This is a genomic window from Bradyrhizobium sp. B025, from assembly GCF_042257955.1.
GTDB lineage: Bacteria > Pseudomonadota > Alphaproteobacteria > Rhizobiales > Xanthobacteraceae > Bradyrhizobium > Bradyrhizobium diazoefficiens.
Window position 1 is genome coordinate 7,350,737 of sequence record NZ_CP170150.1, and the last position, 17,639, is coordinate 7,368,375.

Here is a 17,639-nt window from a genome sequence, read left to right on the forward strand (position 1 = left end):
CAGCGGAGAGGTGGCGCGAGCCCGCGGTTCGACCGATCGAACCAAGCGCGAAGGCTCACGCCGCGCGGACGGTGTCGCTGCGTGGTGCTCAGGAAAATCCTTGCGCCCCGATGGATTGACCGAACCATCGGGACGCGGCCCGGACAACCTCCTCATGGTCGGGTGTACTGTCGCAGGCCCACGCGACGAAGCCGTCGGGGCGCACCAACGCTGCACTCAGGCCCAGCCGGTCCTTCGCGTCATCGGCGACATATGTGATCCGGTCGCCCCAGCGGCTTGCAAGCATCCGAAGCGACGCACGGGAGCCGAAGTCCAGCAATATCCCTTTCGCCGTCCTGAGACGTTCTCCGACCGTCGTCCCGTCAGCGAATTCGAAATCGGGAACACTCCGGCCGACAAGCGGATGGCTGCCGCCGAGATCGTAGCGGAGCGAAACGCCGCGCACGCGCTCGGCGAAATAGGTCGTACCGTCCCGCGTCCCGATGAGATCGCGAATGATGGCTTGGAGCGCGCGGGTGCTCGGCGTCGGCCGCATGATCGCGACCTGCGCGCGCGACCAGTCGAGGATTTGCGCGCCCACAGGATGCCGCTCGCGCGAATAGCTGTCGAGGAGATCGGCCGGTGCTTGCCTGCGGATCGTGGCTGCCAGTTTCCAGCCCAGGTTCATCGCATCGCCAAGACCAAGATTGAGGCCCTGGCCGCCCAGCGGCGAATGGATGTGGGCAGCATCGCCCGCCAGGAGCACCCGCCCTCTGCGATACGTGGTTGCCTGATGGGCTCGATCCGTCCAGCTGGCGGCGAGCCGAAGCGCCGTGACGGTGACGTCGGTGCAGGAGACGCGACGCAGGACGCCCTGCACATGCTCGCGCGTGATCGGCTCGGTCCGGTGGAAAGCTCCGCCGTCGAAATCGACCATCGCGATCGTCCCGGGCTGCGCAAAGGTATACATGCCGGCGGGCGTGTAGTTGCGGCCCTGGCGAAGCTTGTCCGGATCGGCCAGCTCGACGTCGATGGAATAGCCCGTGAACTCGGGGTCGGTGCCGACGAAGTCGAAGCCACCGATCTTGCGTACCGTGCTGCGGCCGCCGTCGCATCCGACAAGCCATCGTGCCCGGAAGGTCTCGCCGGCCGCCTGCACTGGCACGTCTTCGCTCGAGGCGACAATGGCATCCACGCCAAAACCGCGCCGGATCTCGACGCCCATGCTGCATGCGCGCGCAGCCATAACGGATTCGAGCGTTTCCATATCGACGGCGAGGTTGGCGTCGGCTGACGTTGGCAGACGCCAGGACCACTTCGCGGCATCGATGTTGTCCTGATAGAACTGGATGCCGGCGAAATGACCCGCGGGCCGTCGCGTCTGCTGCATCCAGTGGGCTGCACGCTTGATCGCGCCTGAGGCGGGCTGCTGCGCGGCCACGATCTCTTCCAGCAGGCCACGCCGGTGAAAGGCCTCGAGTGTGGGGATCGAAAGACCGCGCAGGCCAAACGGGAGTTGCTTCAGGGCCGAATGCGAATCTTGCGATTGCTCCAGCACCAGAACCTGGAGACCAGCGAGCCGCAACTCGCACGCGAGAAACAGGCCGACGGGACCGGCACCGGCAATGACGACGTCGTATGGAATCGAGGATTGATCGTGCATGAGACGCTCCTGTGGTCGATGTTCGACCGGAGCGTTCCCTGGCTCGAGAATCACACGGACGAACGATTGGGCGCCCTGGTGGCGTCCGATGTTCGTCGCGGGGATCTCGTGCACAAGGCCAAAGACCAGAGCTTTCGTTACCGAAAGGACTTGGGCTTACCAGACCAAGTCTGCCTTTTCCGACGGAAGACGTATAGTTTCGTGACGATCGATCTGCAACGAAAAAGGCACGGCGCTTGCGGCGCCGTGCCTTTCACATTCATGTGGCCCGGATCAGCTGTAGATCTCGAACAGGCCGGCGCCGCCCTGGCCGCCGCCGATGCACATCGTCACCACGCCCCACTTCGCCTTGCGGCGCGCGCCTTCCTGGAGGAGGTGGCCGGTGAGACGTGCGCCGGTCATGCCGAAGGGATGGCCGATCGCGATCGAGCCGCCATTGACGTTGTACTTGGCGGGATCGATGCCGAGCTGGTCGCGGCAATACAGGCACTGGCTGGCGAAGGCCTCGTTGAGCTCCCACAGATCGATGTCGTCGATCTTGAGGCCGGTGCGCTTCAGAAGCTTCGGAATCGCGAACACCGGGCCGATGCCCATCTCGTCGGGCTCGCAGCCGGCGGTCGCCCAGGCGACGAAACGGCCGAGCGGCTTGAGGCCGCGCTTCTCGGCGTCCTTGGCTTCCATCAGCACGACGGCGGCGGCGCCGTCCGAGAGCTGGCTGGCATTGCCGGCGGTGACGAACTTGCCGGGGCCCTTCACCGGCTCGAGCTTGGCAAGGCCCTCCAGCGTGGTCTCGGGCCGGTTGCACTCGTCACGGTCGACGACGTAGTCGACGATGCTCTCCGCCTTGGTCTGCTTGTCGACGACCTTCATCTTGGTCTTCATCGGGACGATCTCGTCCTTGAACTTGTTCGCCTGCTGGGCCGCGGCCATGCGGCGCTGCGATTCCAGCGAGAACTCGTCCTGGTATTCGCGGCTGAGCTTGTAGCGCTCGGCGACGATGTCGGCGGTGTCGATCATCGCCATGAAGATGTCGGGCGCGACCTTGAGCAGTTCCGGATCGACCCATTCCTTCGGCGAGCCGCCGCCCGGAATGGAAATGCTCTCGACGCCGCCGGCGACGATGCAGTCGGCGCCGTCGGAGCGGATCGAGTTGGCGGCCATCGCGATGGTCTGGAGCCCCGAGGAGCAGAAGCGGTTCACCGAGACGCCGGCGGTGGTCTTCGGCAGGCCGGCGAGCAGCGCGGCCTGGCGGCCGATGTTCGGCGCGCCGTGGGCGCAATTGCCGAGGTAGCAGTCCTCGACATAGTCCTTGTCGACGCCAGCGCGATCGACCGCGTGGCGGATGGCGTGGGCCGCGAGCGACATCGGCGGCGTGATGTTGAACCCGCCGCGGCCGGATTTCGCGAGGCCCGTGCGCGCATAGGAAACGATGACGGCTTCACGCATTGTTTTCTCCCTTGTCGAACGATTTTGAACGGAGCGTCCTGGTCGCCATTGGTACACAAAGTTGGAGGGCTGCGGGAGAAATAAAAACGCCGCCTCCGGTGAGGGAGGCGGCGTTGTTCCGCGGCTCGGAATATATGATACGCTTCATTCCGGGGCGATGCGCAAGCATCGAACTATGGTGCGCACTTGCGCACCTGAGAATCTCGAGATTCCGGGTTCACGCTTCGCGTGCCCCGGAATGACGGAGTGTCAGAACGTCAGCGCCTTGGCCTGCTTGACCTGCGGCAGCGCCTGCACCTTGGCGAGCACCTCGGCCGGCACCGCGCCGTCGACCTCGACCAGCGCGATGGCGTCGCCGCCCAGCTTGACGCGGCCGAGATGGAAGGTCGCGATGTTGAGCTTGGCGGCGCCAAGCAGGCTCGCGAACGCGCCGATGAAGCCGGGCTTGTCCTCGTTGGTCACGTAGATCATCGACTTGCCGAACTCGGCATCGACGCGGATGCCCTTGACGTCGACGAGGCGCGGCTTGCCGTCATGATACACGGTGCCGGAGACCGAGCGCTCCTGGCGCTCCGTCGCCACCGTGACGGTGATCAGGCTCTCATAGTCGCTCTGGGCGGCGCGCACGATCTCGTCCACCACCATGCCGCGCTCCTTGGCGACCACGGGCGCGGACACCACGTTGACCTCGCCCAGCATCGGCCGCAGCAGGCCCGACAGCACGGCGGAGGTGATCGCCTTGATCTTCATCTCGGCGACGTGGCCCTCATAGGTGATCTCGACCTTGAGGATGCCGCTCTCGGTGAGCTGGCCGGCGAATGAGCCGAGCTTCTCGGCGAGCGCGATGAACGGCTTCAGCTTCGGCGCTTCTTCCGCCGTGATCGAGGGGAAGTTGACCGCGTTCGAGATGGCGCCGGTGAGCAGATAGTCCGACATCTGCTCGGCGACCTGGAGCGCGACGTTCTCCTGCGCTTCGGTGGTGGAGGCGCCGAGATGCGGCGTGCAGATCACGTTGGGATGGCCGAACAGCACGTTGGTATTCGCGGGCTCCTCGACGAAGACGTCGAAGGCGGCGCCCGCGATGTGCTTGGAATTCAGCGCATCGACCACCGCCTGCTCGTCGACGAGACCGCCGCGGGCGCAGTTGATCAGGCGCACGCCCTTCTTCATCTTGCCGATCGCGGCAGCATCGATGATGTTCTTGGTCTTCTCGGTCAGCGGGGTGTGCAGCGTGATGAAGTCGGCGCGCTTGAGGAGGTCGTCGAGATCGACCTTCTCGACGCCGATGTCCTTGGCGCGCTCCGGCGACAGGAACGGATCGAACGCGACCACCTTCATGCGCAGGCCGAGCGCGCGGTCCGCGACGATCGAGCCGATATTGCCGCAGCCGACCACCCCTAACACCTTGCCGGTGATCTCGACGCCCATGAAGCGGTTCTTCTCCCACTTGCCGGCCTGGGTCGAGGCGTCGGCCTGCGGGATCTCGCGGGCGAGCGCGAGCATCAGGGTGATGGCGTGCTCGGCGGTCGTGATCGAATTGCCGAACGGCGTGTTCATCACGATGATGCCCTTGGCCGTGGCGGCGGGGATCTCGACGTTGTCGACGCCGATGCCGGCGCGGCCGATCACCTTGAGGTTGGTTGCCTTCTCGAGGATCTTGGCGGTCGCCTTGGTCGCGGAGCGGATCGCGAGGCCGTCGTAATTGCCGATGATCTCGGCGAGCTTGTCCTTGTCCTTGCCGAGATTGGGCTGGAAGTCGACCTCGATGCCGCGATCCTTGAAGATCTGCACGGCGGCGGGCGAGAGCGCGTCGGAAATGAGAACTTTGGGTTTGGTCATGGGAATGATCCTCTACCTTCCTCGCAAAGAGGGACGGCCTTCGGGAGCAGGGTGATGCTGTTTCTTCTTCCTCTCCCCGTTCTTACGGGGAGAGGGTTGGGGTGAGGGGCAGCCACAGGCGAAGGTACTCGCGGAGAGAGCCCCTCACCCGGATTGCTGCGCAATCCGGCCTCTCCCCGTAACGACGGGGAGAGGCTAAGAAAGCTCACGCCGCCTTGGCGAGCTGCGCCTTGGTCTCGGCGAAGGCCCAGTCGATCCACTGGGTCAGGAGCTCGACGTCCCTGGCCTCGACGGTGGCGCCGCACCAGATGCGCAAGCCGGCCGGTGCATCGCGATAGTAGGCGAAGTCGTAGCCGGCGCCTTCCTTCTCGACCAGCGCGACCAGCTTCTTGGAGAACTCGGCCTGCGCATCGTCCGAGAGCGCGGTGAGCGCGGGATCGATGAACTTCAGGCACACCGAGGTGTTGGAGCGGATCGAAGCGTCCTTGGCCAGGAAGTCGATCCAGGGCGTCTTCGCCTTCCAGTCGGCCAGCACCTTGGTGTTGGCGTCGGCGCGCGCGATCAGCGCCTTGAGGCCGCCGATCGACTTGGCCCAGTTCAGCGCGTCGAGATAGTCCTCGACACAGAGCATCGACGGCGTGTTGATTGTCTCGCCGACGAAGATACCTTCGTTGATCTTGCCGCCCTTGGTCATGCGGAAGATCTTCGGCAGCGGCCAGGCCGGCTTGTAGGTCTCAAGCCGCTCCACCGCGCGGGGCGACAGGATCAGCATGCCGTGCGCGGCCTCGCCGCCGAGCGCCTTCTGCCAGGAGAAGGTGACGACGTCGAGCTTGGCCCAGTCGAGGGCCTGCGCGAACGCCGCCGAGGTGGCGTCGCAAATGGTCAGGCCTTCGCGGGTCGCGCTGATCCAGTCGGCGTTCGGGACGCGCACGCCTGACGTGGTGCCGTTCCAGGTGAAGACGACGTCCGACTTCGGATCGACCTTGGAGAGATCGGGGATTTCACCATAGGCCGCATTGAGCTTGGTGACGTCCTTGAGCTTCAATTCCTTGACGATGTCGCTGACCCAGCCTTCGCCGAAGGATTCCCAGGCGAGCGTCGTGACGGGCCGCGCACCGAGCAGCGACCACAGCGCCATCTCGACCGCGCCGGTATCGGAGGCCGGCACGATGCCGATGCGATAATCGGCCGGCACTTCAAGCACTTCGCGCGTCAGATCGATCGCGAGCTTGAGCTTGGTCTTGCCGACCTTCGCGCGATGCGAACGGCCGAGCGCTGCGTCCTTGAGATTTTGGGCATTCCAGCCGGGGCGCTTGGCGCAGGGGCCGGAGGAGAAATGCGGCACGTTGGGCCGCGAAGCGGGCTTCGCTACAGTCATATTCTACCCTTCCAGATAGTAAGCCTCCCGTTGGGGGGAGGTGTCCCGCCGCGGCTGATACGGGAAACGGGAAGAGTCGTCAAGGAAGTTCCGGCACCTCACGCGCGAGTGATGGCGCTTCCGGCGCGATATCGGGGGATTCAACCCTGGCGAGCGCGTTCAGCAAGTCCGTGGCCTCGCTGATCAATTGCGCGGCTTTGCGTCGGCTGCCGACTTTCAAAATGCATTTGTCATTGGCCTGCACAACATAGTCGTTGCCGACCTTGATCATCGAATAGCTTGTCATCGAAATCCCCGAACCGACCGAGCTCGGTGTCTGACGCTGCCGTAGCACCGTTCGTTCCCGGCTCAACGTGAACGACGGCTGGGTAGTTTACCGGCTCTTAACATGAACGAATGCGCGATCCGAATTCGCTGATTACGCAAGGCGCGCGACCGGAGCCCCATTCCGATACAATCGGAATGGGGCTCTTGATTTTTGTGTTGACGCGTTTTCTTTACGCGAACCGGTATCCACTTCGCTCGAAAACGCTCTTACTGCCTCAAAAGCGGACAGTCATGCCGACATGACTCGCTGTGAATCCGAGCCGCTTGTAGAAGCGCTGCGCGTCTACTCGCGTCTGATGCGTCAACAGCTCGACCAGGTTGCAGCCACGCGCTTTCGCTTCCGCGATGGCCCATTGCACCAATTGCTCGCCGATGCCGCGGCTGCGACAATCAGCGGCAACGCGCACGTCTTCGAGCAGACCGCGGATGCCGCCTTGCGAGCTGATGCCTGCCAGCACAGCAAGTTGCAGGCAGCCGACCACCCTGCCCTCGCTCTCGGCAACCACCAGCATGAGATTTGGATCGCGCTCGACCCGCGCGAACGCCTCGTAGTAGGCGGCAGGCAGCGGCTCCTCCACGCGCTCGCGGCCGCGCCCGAGATGATCGTCGGCGAGCATCGCCACGATCGCAGCGACGTCCTCGCGGCGCGCGCGACGAATGGAGACGGATTTGGCGTTCATACGGAAACTCCAGGACTCAGCGCGCCGGCGGCAGGCCGAGAAAGGTCTCGACTTCGCCGATCCAGCGGCGGACCGCCGCGTAGCGACCAAGATCGAAGCCGCCCTCATGCGCGACGCGCGTATAGGCGAGCAGCGAGACGTCGGCGAGCGAAACCGCTTCGCCGGCGAAGAAGCGGCTGCCGGAGAGATGCTGCTCCATGCGGTCGAGCGCCGCATAGCCGCGCTTGACCTTTTCGGGATCGAGCTCGGAGGCGTCCTTGCCGAGGTAGACGAGCTGAAAGCGGCACACCGCGATATAAGGCTCGTGGCTGTACTGCTCCCAGAACAGCCATTCGTCCATCTTGGCAGCAGTAAAGGCGTCGCGCGGGATCAGCGCGCTGTCGCGGGCGAGGTAGCGGATGATGGCATTGGACTGCGCCAGCGTGCGGCCGTCGTCGAACGCAACGGTCGGCACCTGGCCGGCGCCGTTCATCGCCAGAAATTGCGGCGTGCGTGTCTCGCCCTTGCGGGTGTCGATGTCGATCCAGTCGTAGGGCAATGCGAGCTTGTCGCAGACCCACTTCACCTTGAGACAATTGCCGGAATTGGTATCGCCGTAGATCTTCATCGCTGCCGCCCCGCTTCGGAGCGACAGAGCATCAGGACGGAGGGAATCTGTCAACCGCGCTGCGGCGATGCAGCGTCAGAACTTGTAACCGAGTCCGACGCGCGCATTGTTCAGCGTCACCGAGGTGTTCATGACCGGCGAGAATTTCACGTATTCGTATTCCACGCGCGCGAACAGACCGTCCCAGATGCAGTATTCGACGCCGAGGCCGGCGGTCCAGCCCACCGCGAATGCGTTGGTTCGACGCTGAGTCTGCGACTGAGACTGGGCCGGAACGGCCTGCGGCGCTCCGAAGGTGGTCGTGGTCAACGTGGCGCCGCCGACGACAATCGTATTCGTCACATCCTGACGCAAATCCACAATGCTCGTCACCGAGCGGGACACGTCCATTCGGCCGACCGCAGCGCCCATGAAGGCATACGGCATGAAATCGCCGCCGTCCCAACCCACCCGGCCCCGGAGCGTGATCATGTCCTTGACTTTCGCCGCGGCAGTGCCGGTCAGCGTCACGTCATAATTGTCGGTGACGTTCGCAGCGTGTGCATCGCCGGGCGGGTTGACGATCGTGAGCGAGTTGGTGCCCGACGTGAGCGTCGAGAGGTTGTTGAAGTAGCTGTAGGTGCCCTCAAGACCGAGAATGGCATCGTACCATTGCCAGTTGCGGCCGACGAAGGCGCCGAAATTTGTGCTCTGCGTGTTGGTCTTGTTCATCAGCGACCAATTCGCGGTCGGCTGCTGCAGCACGCTGTCGCGGAAAATGAAATTGGTCAGGCCGACGACGCTCTGGCTGAAATCGGTCGCGTCGGCCGTGTAGCCGCCATTGACGCCGACATAGGCGCCATCCCAACGATGGGACGTCTTGGACAGACCGTCGGTGAAGCCGCCGCGCAGGACGGGCAGATCCGGCATGTCGGCCGCGTGTGCGGCGGATACAGATCCGAACACCGCCGCCACCAACCAAAGCCTACGCATTGCAACGCTCCAAATCGAACTCGAACTTTCGCCATGATCATGGCTCGTTAACCTTAACCAATGGTTGCGCCGGAGCCCTTCGTCGCCGCGAGCAATGAAAAATACGCAAAGCAAAACGGCGCGGGATGATCCCGCGCCGTTAAGAAGTCCTAACCAATGAGGCTGACGATCAGCCCTTGGTGACGAGCGGCGGCGGCACGTAGGCCGGCGGGCTGTTGAGATCCCAGCGCACGCCGAGCTTGAGGTCGTGCGAGGTGAGCTCCTTGAGCTTGATCGAGGTCGGGCCCGAAGCGCTGTTGTCGAACAAGCGGAAGTTGCCGGGCGCCGCGTCGCCGAGGTTCATGTAGCTGTAGGCCAGTTCGACGGTGAACCCGGGATTGACCTTGTAGGCGAGACCGGCGTGGGCGGCCCAGGCGAAGTTCCACTTTCCGCTGTCGGCGAAGTAGGCAACGCTGGCGCTCGGGGTCGGGGTCAGTGCGGCGAGATAGGCAATGCCGTCGTCGCGGAAGCCGCTGATCTTGTTGTAGGAGCCGCCGACACCGGCGCCGATGAACGGGGTGATGCACCACCAGGTGCCGAGATCGACATAGGCGTTGGCCATGACGACCCACTCGGACTTGCTGCCGCTGTAGTTGTCGGAACCGACGAAGCCGGGCCCAATGACGTTGTCCGCACCATGCAGGTTGGCCTTGCCCCGGTACTGGCCGATCACGTCCGCACGAAACCAGTTGTTGAAGCGATAGCCGACGCCGAGGTCGAACAGCGGGGACGAGTCGAAGCCGAGTCCCTCCGTCGTCTTCGTAAACCCAGGCGCTACGGTGGCCTCGATGCTCTTGGCGCGCTGGTTGGTCATGCCGATGTCACCGCGCAGATACCAGCCGCCGAAGTCGGCGGGCGGTGCCGGCGGCGCGTACATGGGAGGGGGCGCCGCGATCGGCATATCGGCGGCGAATGCCATCGACGAGATCAGGGATGCCGCACCCGCGGCAAGGAGAGACTTAACGCTACGCATTGGCTTCGTCCTTATGGCCGGTGAGGCAAAATGCAGACGCCTCACGTTCTGGAAACTCACGGCCCGGACGATGGCAGCAAATGTTTAAGCGCCACTTAACCCTAATTTTTAAGGTTGATTTTTTCTGACTGTACACGCGGATGCGGCGGAAGCGTTGCAAAAATGCAGCGCCCTTTGTCCTCATTTGCTAACGATGTATGAAGCCGTGTTGCGGCAAAAAAGGATCTGTTAACGCGCGTACCGCGGCAGTTTTGGCAGGAACACGGCGAGCAGCCCGATCGCCGGGAGGTAAGCGCAGACCTGATAGACGAACTCGATCGAGGTGTGGTCGGCGAGCTTGCCGAGCACGGCCGCGCCGAGGCCTCCGATGCCGAAGGCGACGCCGAAGAACACGCCGGAGATCATGCCGAAGCGGTGCGGCACCAGTTCCTGCGCGAACACGATGATCGACGACGTCGTCGACGAGATGATCAGGCCGATGATGACGCTGAGCACCGCGCTGGCGTAGAGCCCGGCATAAGGCAGCGCCAGCGTGAACGGCAGCGCGCCCAAAATCGAGATCCAGATCACGATCTTGCGCCCGAAGCGATCCCCGAGCGGACCACCGAGAAACGCGCCGACCGCGTTCGCGGCAAGGAAGACGAAGAGATAGATCTGGGCGGCCTGCGTCGACACGCCGAAGCGGTCGATCAGATAGAAGATGTAATAGCTCGACAGGCTCGAGACGTAGAGCTGCTTCGAGAACAGCAGCGCCACCAGCACGAGCAGCGCGACCGCGACGCGGCGCGAGCTCGGCGCGTCAGGATGGGCTTGAACCGCCGCCGTCTTCTTCGCCTTGATCTGCGGCGCGTACCAGCGGCCGATGCGCCAGAGAACGACGATGGCAAGGAACGCGATCGAGGAGAACCAGGCGATGCTGCCCTGCCCGAACGGCACCACGATCAGCGCCGCCAGCACCGGGCCCATCGACGTGCCGAAGCTGCCGCCGAGCTGGAACACCGATTGCGCGAAGCCGTAGCGGCCGCCGGAGGCGAGCCGCGCGATGCGCGCGGATTCCGGATGAAACACCGCCGAGCCGAGACCGACCAGCGCAGCGGCGACGAGGATGACGAGATATTGGTGCGCGGCGCTGAGCAGCAAGAGACCGAAGAAGGTCGAGGCCATGCCGATCGCCAGCGAATAAGGCTGCGCCTTCTTGTCGGTGTAGTGCCCGACCACCGGCTGAAGCAGCGAGGCCGTGAACTGGAAGGCCAGCGTGATCATGCCGATCTGCGCGAAGTCGAGCGCGTAGGTGTCCTTCAGGATCGGGTACACCGAGGCGATCAGCGACTGCATGGTGTCGTTGAGGAAGTGCGAGAAGCTGATGCCGGCGAGCACGACATAGGCCGGCCCCGCAGCCTTGGCGGCAGCGGGCGCCACGTCGCTGACGACGACGGGCTCGGTCAGCGTTTCCGCAGGTACGACGACAGGCTTGTTCAACGAACCAATCCCGGCAGGCGCGGCGAACCGCCGCATCCGCTAGTTACGATGCAAGCGGCGATGGAACCACCGCCAAACGTCGATAGCTGGGATGCGCTCGTCTGCCCCTCTCCCCTTGTGGGAGAGGGTGGATCGCCGCGCAGCGGCGAGACGGGTGAGGGGTCTGCCTCCGCGAGTCGATCTAGCAGCTGTGGTCGGGGATAGAACCCCTCATCCGGCGCTTCGCGCCACCTTCTCCCACAAGGGGAGAAGGAAGAGCTCAGGCCGCCGCCTGTCCGAGCGCCGAGACGATGGTGTCGACGACGTCCTCGACCAGGATGCGGTCCTCGCCTTCGCCCATGACGCGGATCACCGGCTCGGTGCCGGAGGAGCGGATCAGCAGGCGGCCATGGCCGTTGAGGCGCTTCTCGCCGTCGGAGATCGCCGATTTGACGTCGGAATCGTCGAGCGGCTTGCCGCCCTTGTGCCGGACGTTCTTGAGGATCTGCGGCAGCGGATCGAAGCGGTGGCAGACTTCCGACACCGGCCGGCGCGACTTCTGCACCACGGCCAGCACCTGCAAGGCGGCAACGAAGCCGTCGCCGGTGGTGGCGTAGTCGGACAGGATGATGTGGCCGGACTGCTCGCCACCGAGATTGTAGCCGCCGCTCAGCATCTGCTCGAGCACGTAGCGGTCGCCGACCGGCGTGCGCACGAGATCGAGCCCCTGCCCTTTCAGGAAGCGCTCGAGCCCGAGATTGGACATCACGGTGGCGACGATGCCCGGCCGCGACAGCCGGCCGTCTTCCTTCCAGCTCTGCGCGATCACCGCGAGCAGCTGGTCGCCGTCGACGACATGGCCGCGCTCGTCGACCAGGATGACGCGATCGGCGTCACCGTCCAGCGCAATGCCGATGTCGGCGCGCATCTCGCGCACCTTCTTCGACAGCGCTTCCGGCGAAGTCGAGCCGCAATCCTTGTTGATGTTGAAGCCATCGGGCTCGACGCCGATCGGCACCACGTCGGCGCCCAGCTCCCACAGCGCTTCCGGCACCACCTTGTAGGCGGCGCCGTTGGCGCAATCGACGACGACGCGCAGCCCGTCGAGCGACAGATCGCGCGGCAGCGTGCGCTTGGCGAATTCGATGTAGCGGTCATGCACGCCGTCGATACGGCGGGCGCGGCCGAGGCTCGCGCTCTGCGCCAGCCGCTTGTCGATGGGCTCGTCGAGCAGCTGCTCGATCTGCTTCTCGACGTCGTCGGAGAGCTTGAAGCCCTGCGGACCGAACAGCTTGATGCCGTTGTCCTCGAACAAATTGTGCGAGGCCGAGATCATCACGCCGAGATCGGCGCGCATCGACTTGGTCAGCATCGCAACCGCCGGCGTCGGCATCGGGCCGACCAGCAGCACGTCCATGCCGACCGAGGTGAAGCCGGCGACCATCGCATATTCAATCATGTAGCCGGACAGGCGGGTGTCCTTGCCGATCACGACCCGATGGCGGTGGTCACCGCGCTGAAACGCAAGGCCCGCGGCCTGGCCGACCTTGAGCGCGAGCTCCGGCGTGATCAGTCCGTTGGCGCGGCCCCTAATCCCGTCCGTCCCGAAATATTTGCGGCTCATATCGTCCCCCACGCAACAACCAGGGAATCCCCTCTACAACCACGGAGTGCCCGAACGGGCCCCGCATCCCTGATTTGCTGAGGTCTTATAAGGCCATCACGGCTAACTTGGCTTCAAAAAATGTGATTAATCATTACGGAATAGGGGCCGCCTTCGCCCCGCTAACTAATTGTTAACACTATATTTCCCGTTAGGGAACCGAAATGGGGCGGAACCCGCCCCTATTTGGAGCGCTTCACATGGCCGTCGCCGCGGCTCGGCGCCGGCTGGGTGACGTTGACGGGATCCGAGCCCGGGAAGGTCTCTTCGAGGCCCTCTTCCAGGGCGTCCTCGAGATCCTTTTTCTCCTTGATCTCTTCCGGTGTCGGTGCGGCGTGCGGTCTCGTCATGGCACCCTCCTCTCAAACGATTTGGCTGTGCATCCAACCATGCTAGATGACCCCTCGATCTTCCGATGCAAGACTTTCGGATACGAGACGGGCCCGGGGACACGTTCATGAAGCACATCACCTGTATCGACGATCTTCGCGCGCTGCATAAGCGCCGCGTGCCGAAGGCGTTCTTCGATTATTGCGACCGCGGCTCCTATGCCGAGGAAACGCTGCGCGCCAACCGCGAGGACATGCAGGCGATCAAGTTCCGCCAGCGCATCCTGGTCGACGTCTCCAAGCGCGACACCTCGACCACGATCCTCGGCGAGACCTCGACCATGCCGCTGGTGCTCGCGCCCGTGGGCCTGCTGGGCATGCAGCATGGCGACGGCGAGATCCACGCCTGCCGCGCCGCACAGGCCGCCGGCATCCCGTTCACGCAGTCGACGATGTCGATCTGCTCGATCGAGGACATCGCCGCCAGTGTCGAGAAGCCGTTCTGGTTCCAGCTCTACGTGATGAAGGACCGCGGCTTCATCAAGGCGCTGATCGAACGCGCGATCGCGGCGAAATGCTCGGCGCTGGTGCTGACCGTCGATCTCCAGGTGATCGGCCAGCGCCACCAGGACATCAAGAACGGCATGACCGTGCCGCCGGAATGGTCGCTCTCGAAGCTGATCGATTTCGCCACCAAGCCGGCCTGGGTGTCGGGTGTGTTGCAGGGCAAGCGCCGCACCTTCGGCAATCTCGCCGGCCACCTGAAGGTCAGCGACGACATCACGTCGCTGTCGACCTGGATCAACTCGCAGTTCGACACCTCGCTGAACTGGAACGACATCGATTGGATCCGCAGCATCTGGCCGGGCAAGCTGGTCCTGAAGGGCATTCTCGACGTCGAGGACGCCGAGCTCGCCGCGAAGACCGGCGCGCAGGCGATCGTGGTCTCCAACCATGGCGGCCGGCAGCTCGACGGCGCACCGTCCTCGATCGAGGTGCTGCCCGAGATCGTCGATGCCGTCGGTGACAGGATGGAGATCATGTTCGACGGCGGCATCCGCTCCGGCCAGGACGTGATGCGCGCGCTCGCGCTCGGCGCAAAGTCTTGCATGATCGGCCGCGCCTACGCCTATGGCCTAGGGGCCGGCGGCCAGGCCGGCGTCGCCAAGGCGATCGATATCATCCAGAAGGAACTGCTGACGACCATGGGCCTGTGCGGCGTCAACAGGATCGAGGAGATCGACGATCACATCATCGCGGTGTGACCGCAGCGTCGGTGCCGTAGGGTGGGCAAAGCGAAAGCCTGCCCACCATACGATTCCGAGGCGCTCGAAGCCTCCAAAATCTCGGCTGTCGTCCCGGCGCAGGCCGGGATCGATGACCACAAGCAGGCGCGGTTACGGGGACTCGGAGTGACCTGCTTCGCGCAACAACTTCATCTTGTGGTTATGGATCCCGGATCTGCGCGCGCCTAGGGGCGCGCTTGTCCGGGACGACGGAATTTGTGGCAGTAGTCGCGCCTCATATCTCGCACCCTCACATCGGCGGCGTGATCCCGTCCCTGCCGACGTTGACGCGGTTGGCTTCCAGCGAGCCGTCCTCCTTCTTCGCCGCGCCGAAGATGATCAGCTTGGCGCCCGGCTTGATCTCGGACCTGTCGCTGGCGACGAAGCTGACGATCGGGGTATCCGGCGGCACCACGACTTTCTTCTCGCCGTCCTTGTATTTCACCGTGATGTTCTGACCGTCGGTGCCCTTCACGGTCTGCGTCACGGTGGCATTGGTCATGGTCGAGTTGGCGCGCGCGTCCCAGGGCCGAAAACCTTCGGCCGCGCCGCGCTGGTTCTCCGGGAAGATATGCACCGCGATCGCCCTCTGGGTGCCGTCCGTCTCCGGCATGGCGGTGACGCCGATATAGGAGCCTTCCTTGATCTCCGACAGCTCCGTCTTCACCACGGCGAAGACCGCGACGTTGTCGGTCATGCGCACATTCACGTCGCTGCCTTCGCGCGTCTTGATGTCGAGCATGTTGCCGTCGACGTTCGCGATGGTGCCGCGGATGCGCACCGTCGGCGCCTGCTGCGCCGAGACAGAGGAAACAGCGATAAAGGTCGCGAAGGCTGCCGCGACGGCGCGCGGCATCCAGGTGTTCAGCTTCGGCATGATTATCCCCTCCAGGGAGTTGCGACGGTCAAACACGGCAACCCCGTGTGACCGCCGCTATTCCCGGCCGTGACGATCACATCGGCGGCGTGAGGCCGTCGCGCCCGACGTTGACGCGGTTGGTCTCGAACGAGCCGTCCGGCAACTGCTTCATGAAGGCGATCACCTTGGCGCCGGCCTTCAGGTCGGTCTTGTCGCCGGGCACGAAGGTCACCACCGGCGTGTTGTCGGGGACGAACACCTTCTTCTCGCCGTCCTTGTACTTGACCAGCAGCGTATGGCCGTCACTGCCGACCACGCTCTCCGACACCGTGGCGTTGGTCATGCTCGAGTTGGGCTTGAGGTCATAGGGGCGCGAGCCTTCGCCGGTGCCGCGCATGCTCTCCGGAAACACATGCACCTCGACGGCGTTGTCGCCGCCGTCAGGCCCCGGCACCGTGGTGGCGCCGACGAAGGAGCCGGGTTTGATGTCGGCGAGTGAAATTTTGGTAATGCCGGACACGCGCACATCGGATGCGATGTGGAGCTTGACGTCCTCGCCGCTGCGCGACTTGACCTGCAGGGTGTCGCCGTTGACGCTCTCGATCGTGCCGCGCACGCGCGTCGGCACCGGCGCCCTCTGCGCGAAGGCATAGAGGGTGGAAGCGGCCACCATCGCGACGGCGATGAGCGGACGTGTGAAAGTTGCACGTTGAACAGGCATGATTGTCTCCGATTGTCCCACTGGGATAGAACTCCGGAGGTGGTGCGCTATTCGCCGTTACCCTCTCAAGACTTTGTGAGATCGGCCTCGACCAATGCGCGCAGCTCGTCCGTGACCCGCGGCCGCCGGCCGAACCACAGCTCGAAGCCGCGCACGGCCTGGTGCAGCAGCATGCCGAGACCGTCGGCGGTCCTGAGGCCGCGTGCCTTTGCTGCGGCGAGCAGCGGCGTCACCAGGGGGACATAGACGAGATCGGCAACGACGGCCGCCTGCGGCAGGCCTGCAACATCAACATCGAGTGAAGGCTGACCGCGCATGCCGAGCGAGGTCGTGTTCACGAGAAGTTCTGCACGCGGCAGCACGTCGTCGATCCCGTCCCACGTAACGGGCTGCACGTTCGGCCCGAACTGCTTCGCCAGCGTCTCGGCCCGCGCGATGGTGCGATTGGCGAGATGGATGCGTTTGATGCCGCGCTCGCGCAGGCCGAACACGACCGCGCGCGCGGAGCCGCCGGCCCCGAGCACCAGCGCCTCCTCGGCCGTGTCCCAGCCGGGCGCGCTGGCATCGAGATTGTTGATGAAGCCCTCGACGTCGGTGTTGGTCGAGCGCAGCTCGCCGTCCTCGAACCACAGCGTGTTGGCGGCGCCGACGGCCTTGGCGCGCGCATCGGGCGTCGACAGCGCCAGCACGCCCTCCTTGTGCGGAATGGTGACGTTGGCGCCGACGAAACCGCGCAGCGACAGCCGCAGCACGAAATCGCGGAGATCCTCGGGCGGGACGGCCTCGATGACATAGCCGCCGGCGATACCGAGCGTGCGCAGCCAGTAATGATGGATCAGCGGCGAGCGCGAATGCGCGGCGGGCCATCCGATCAGACAGGCTGCGGGAGCCTTGGTCACGGTCATCTTCTCCCCGGATCGTATCGGAGGCGATCCATTTCGCGTCCCGCGGGCTCTGTCAAGCGCGCGGACACGATTCCCGCACTGCGCTTCCGCAAGGCCGTGATGCGGCTCCGGCTTGAGAAGGTGCGCGCCGTCAGGTCGCGGCCATATCATCGGCCGCGGACAGAGCCGCGCCGCCCTTGATGTCGGCGACCGCGCGCTCGATGGTCACGCGATAGCGCGCGCGGGGCGGGGTGACGCCATGGGTGAGCAGCGCGCGGCGGACGGCGGGCGAGGCGCCGGTGATGAACAGCCGGATGCCCCGGCGGTGGGCCTTGGCGGCGACGCGGCCGAGCACGTTGGCCGCCGTCGAATCCAGGAACGGCACCGCGGCGAAATCGACCACCAAGCCCTTGCGCTTGTCGGCGATGCCGTCGAGCACGCTTCCGATCGCGGAGGCGGCGTCGAAGAGAAACGCGCCGGTGATGCGATAGACCAGCACGTCGCGATCGACCAGACAGTCTGGATTGCTTCGCTGC

Annotated in this window: 16 protein-coding genes and 1 pseudogene; 1 reads left to right on the forward strand and 16 read right to left on the reverse strand. The window is 64.6% G+C overall.

What is annotated here, in order from left to right:
• Positions 1 to 88: 88 nt before the first annotated feature.
• From ACE10W_RS34680 to ACE10W_RS34735, 12 genes are all read right to left on the reverse strand, one after another.
• Positions 89 to 1,642, reverse strand: coding sequence for an FAD-dependent monooxygenase (locus ACE10W_RS34680; protein ID WP_304553903.1), 1,554 nt, complete (start codon positions 1,640 to 1,642; stop codon positions 89 to 91).
• 273 nt (positions 1,643 to 1,915) lie between these two features.
• Entirely contained in the window at positions 1,916 to 3,088 is a 1,173-nt protein-coding gene (locus ACE10W_RS34685) for a thiolase family protein (RefSeq protein WP_028174708.1), read from the reverse strand.
• A gap of 249 nt (positions 3,089 to 3,337) precedes the next feature.
• Entirely contained in the window at positions 3,338 to 4,927 is a 1,590-nt protein-coding gene (gene serA / locus ACE10W_RS34690) for a phosphoglycerate dehydrogenase (protein WP_161536685.1), read from the reverse strand.
• Between the two features lie 205 nt (positions 4,928 to 5,132).
• Positions 5,133 to 6,305, reverse strand: a complete 1,173-nt coding sequence (locus ACE10W_RS34695) for a phosphoserine transaminase (protein ID WP_011090137.1) — start codon at positions 6,303 to 6,305, stop codon at positions 5,133 to 5,135.
• Positions 6,306 to 6,384: 79 nt separating this feature from the next.
• Complete coding sequence (locus tag ACE10W_RS34700; protein ID WP_038965408.1) at positions 6,385 to 6,591, reverse strand: hypothetical protein; 207 nt, start codon at positions 6,589 to 6,591, stop codon at positions 6,385 to 6,387.
• Positions 6,592 to 6,847: 256 nt separating this feature from the next.
• Positions 6,848 to 7,312, reverse strand: a complete 465-nt coding sequence (locus ACE10W_RS34705; protein WP_304548372.1) for a GNAT family N-acetyltransferase — start codon at positions 7,310 to 7,312, stop codon at positions 6,848 to 6,850.
• Positions 7,313 to 7,328: 16 nt separating this feature from the next.
• Entirely contained in the window at positions 7,329 to 7,919 is a 591-nt protein-coding gene (locus ACE10W_RS34710; protein ID WP_011090139.1) for a glutathione S-transferase family protein, read from the reverse strand.
• 75 nt (positions 7,920 to 7,994) lie between these two features.
• Positions 7,995 to 8,891 (reverse strand): outer membrane protein, encoded by an 897-nt coding sequence (locus ACE10W_RS34715; protein WP_011090140.1) that lies wholly within the window; start codon positions 8,889 to 8,891, stop codon positions 7,995 to 7,997.
• A gap of 169 nt (positions 8,892 to 9,060) precedes the next feature.
• Positions 9,061 to 9,903 (reverse strand): outer membrane protein, encoded by an 843-nt coding sequence (locus ACE10W_RS34720; RefSeq protein WP_028174704.1) that lies wholly within the window; start codon positions 9,901 to 9,903, stop codon positions 9,061 to 9,063.
• 228 nt (positions 9,904 to 10,131) lie between these two features.
• The gene (locus tag ACE10W_RS34725) at positions 10,132 to 11,382 is read right to left on the reverse strand and encodes an MFS transporter (protein ID WP_304548374.1); all 1,251 of its coding nucleotides are present in this window, start codon (positions 11,380 to 11,382) and stop codon (positions 10,132 to 10,134) included.
• Between the two features lie 259 nt (positions 11,383 to 11,641).
• Positions 11,642 to 12,985: a phosphoglucosamine mutase gene (glmM, locus tag ACE10W_RS34730; RefSeq protein WP_028174702.1), complete on the reverse strand. Its 1,344-nt coding sequence runs from the start codon at positions 12,983 to 12,985 to the stop codon at positions 11,642 to 11,644.
• 221 nt (positions 12,986 to 13,206) lie between these two features.
• Positions 13,207 to 13,374, reverse strand: a complete 168-nt coding sequence (locus ACE10W_RS34735) for a hypothetical protein (protein ID WP_165448176.1) — start codon at positions 13,372 to 13,374, stop codon at positions 13,207 to 13,209.
• A 107-nt stretch (positions 13,375 to 13,481) separates the two neighbouring features.
• Between ACE10W_RS34735 and ACE10W_RS34740 the strand changes: the two genes are divergently transcribed.
• The gene (locus ACE10W_RS34740) at positions 13,482 to 14,618 is read left to right on the forward strand and encodes an alpha-hydroxy acid oxidase (protein WP_011090144.1); all 1,137 of its coding nucleotides are present in this window, start codon (positions 13,482 to 13,484) and stop codon (positions 14,616 to 14,618) included.
• 271 nt (positions 14,619 to 14,889) lie between these two features.
• Here ACE10W_RS34740 and ACE10W_RS34745 read toward each other — a convergent pair whose 3' ends face one another.
• The 4 genes and pseudogenes from ACE10W_RS34745 to ACE10W_RS34760 all read right to left on the reverse strand — a co-directional run.
• Positions 14,890 to 15,495: a hypothetical protein gene (locus ACE10W_RS34745; RefSeq protein ID WP_370205803.1), complete on the reverse strand. Its 606-nt coding sequence runs from the start codon at positions 15,493 to 15,495 to the stop codon at positions 14,890 to 14,892.
• Positions 15,496 to 15,592: 97 nt separating this feature from the next.
• Positions 15,593 to 16,219, reverse strand: a complete 627-nt coding sequence (locus ACE10W_RS34750; RefSeq protein ID WP_304548378.1) for a hypothetical protein — start codon at positions 16,217 to 16,219, stop codon at positions 15,593 to 15,595.
• Between the two features lie 65 nt (positions 16,220 to 16,284).
• A complete protein-coding gene (locus tag ACE10W_RS34755; RefSeq protein WP_304548380.1) occupies positions 16,285 to 17,124 on the reverse strand; it encodes a shikimate dehydrogenase in 840 nt (279 codons plus the stop codon).
• Positions 17,125 to 17,254: 130 nt separating this feature from the next.
• Positions 17,255 to 17,629 (reverse strand): annotated as a pseudogene (locus tag ACE10W_RS34760) (sodium-independent anion transporter); the annotation flags it as partial.
• Positions 17,630 to 17,639 lie beyond the last annotated feature (10 nt).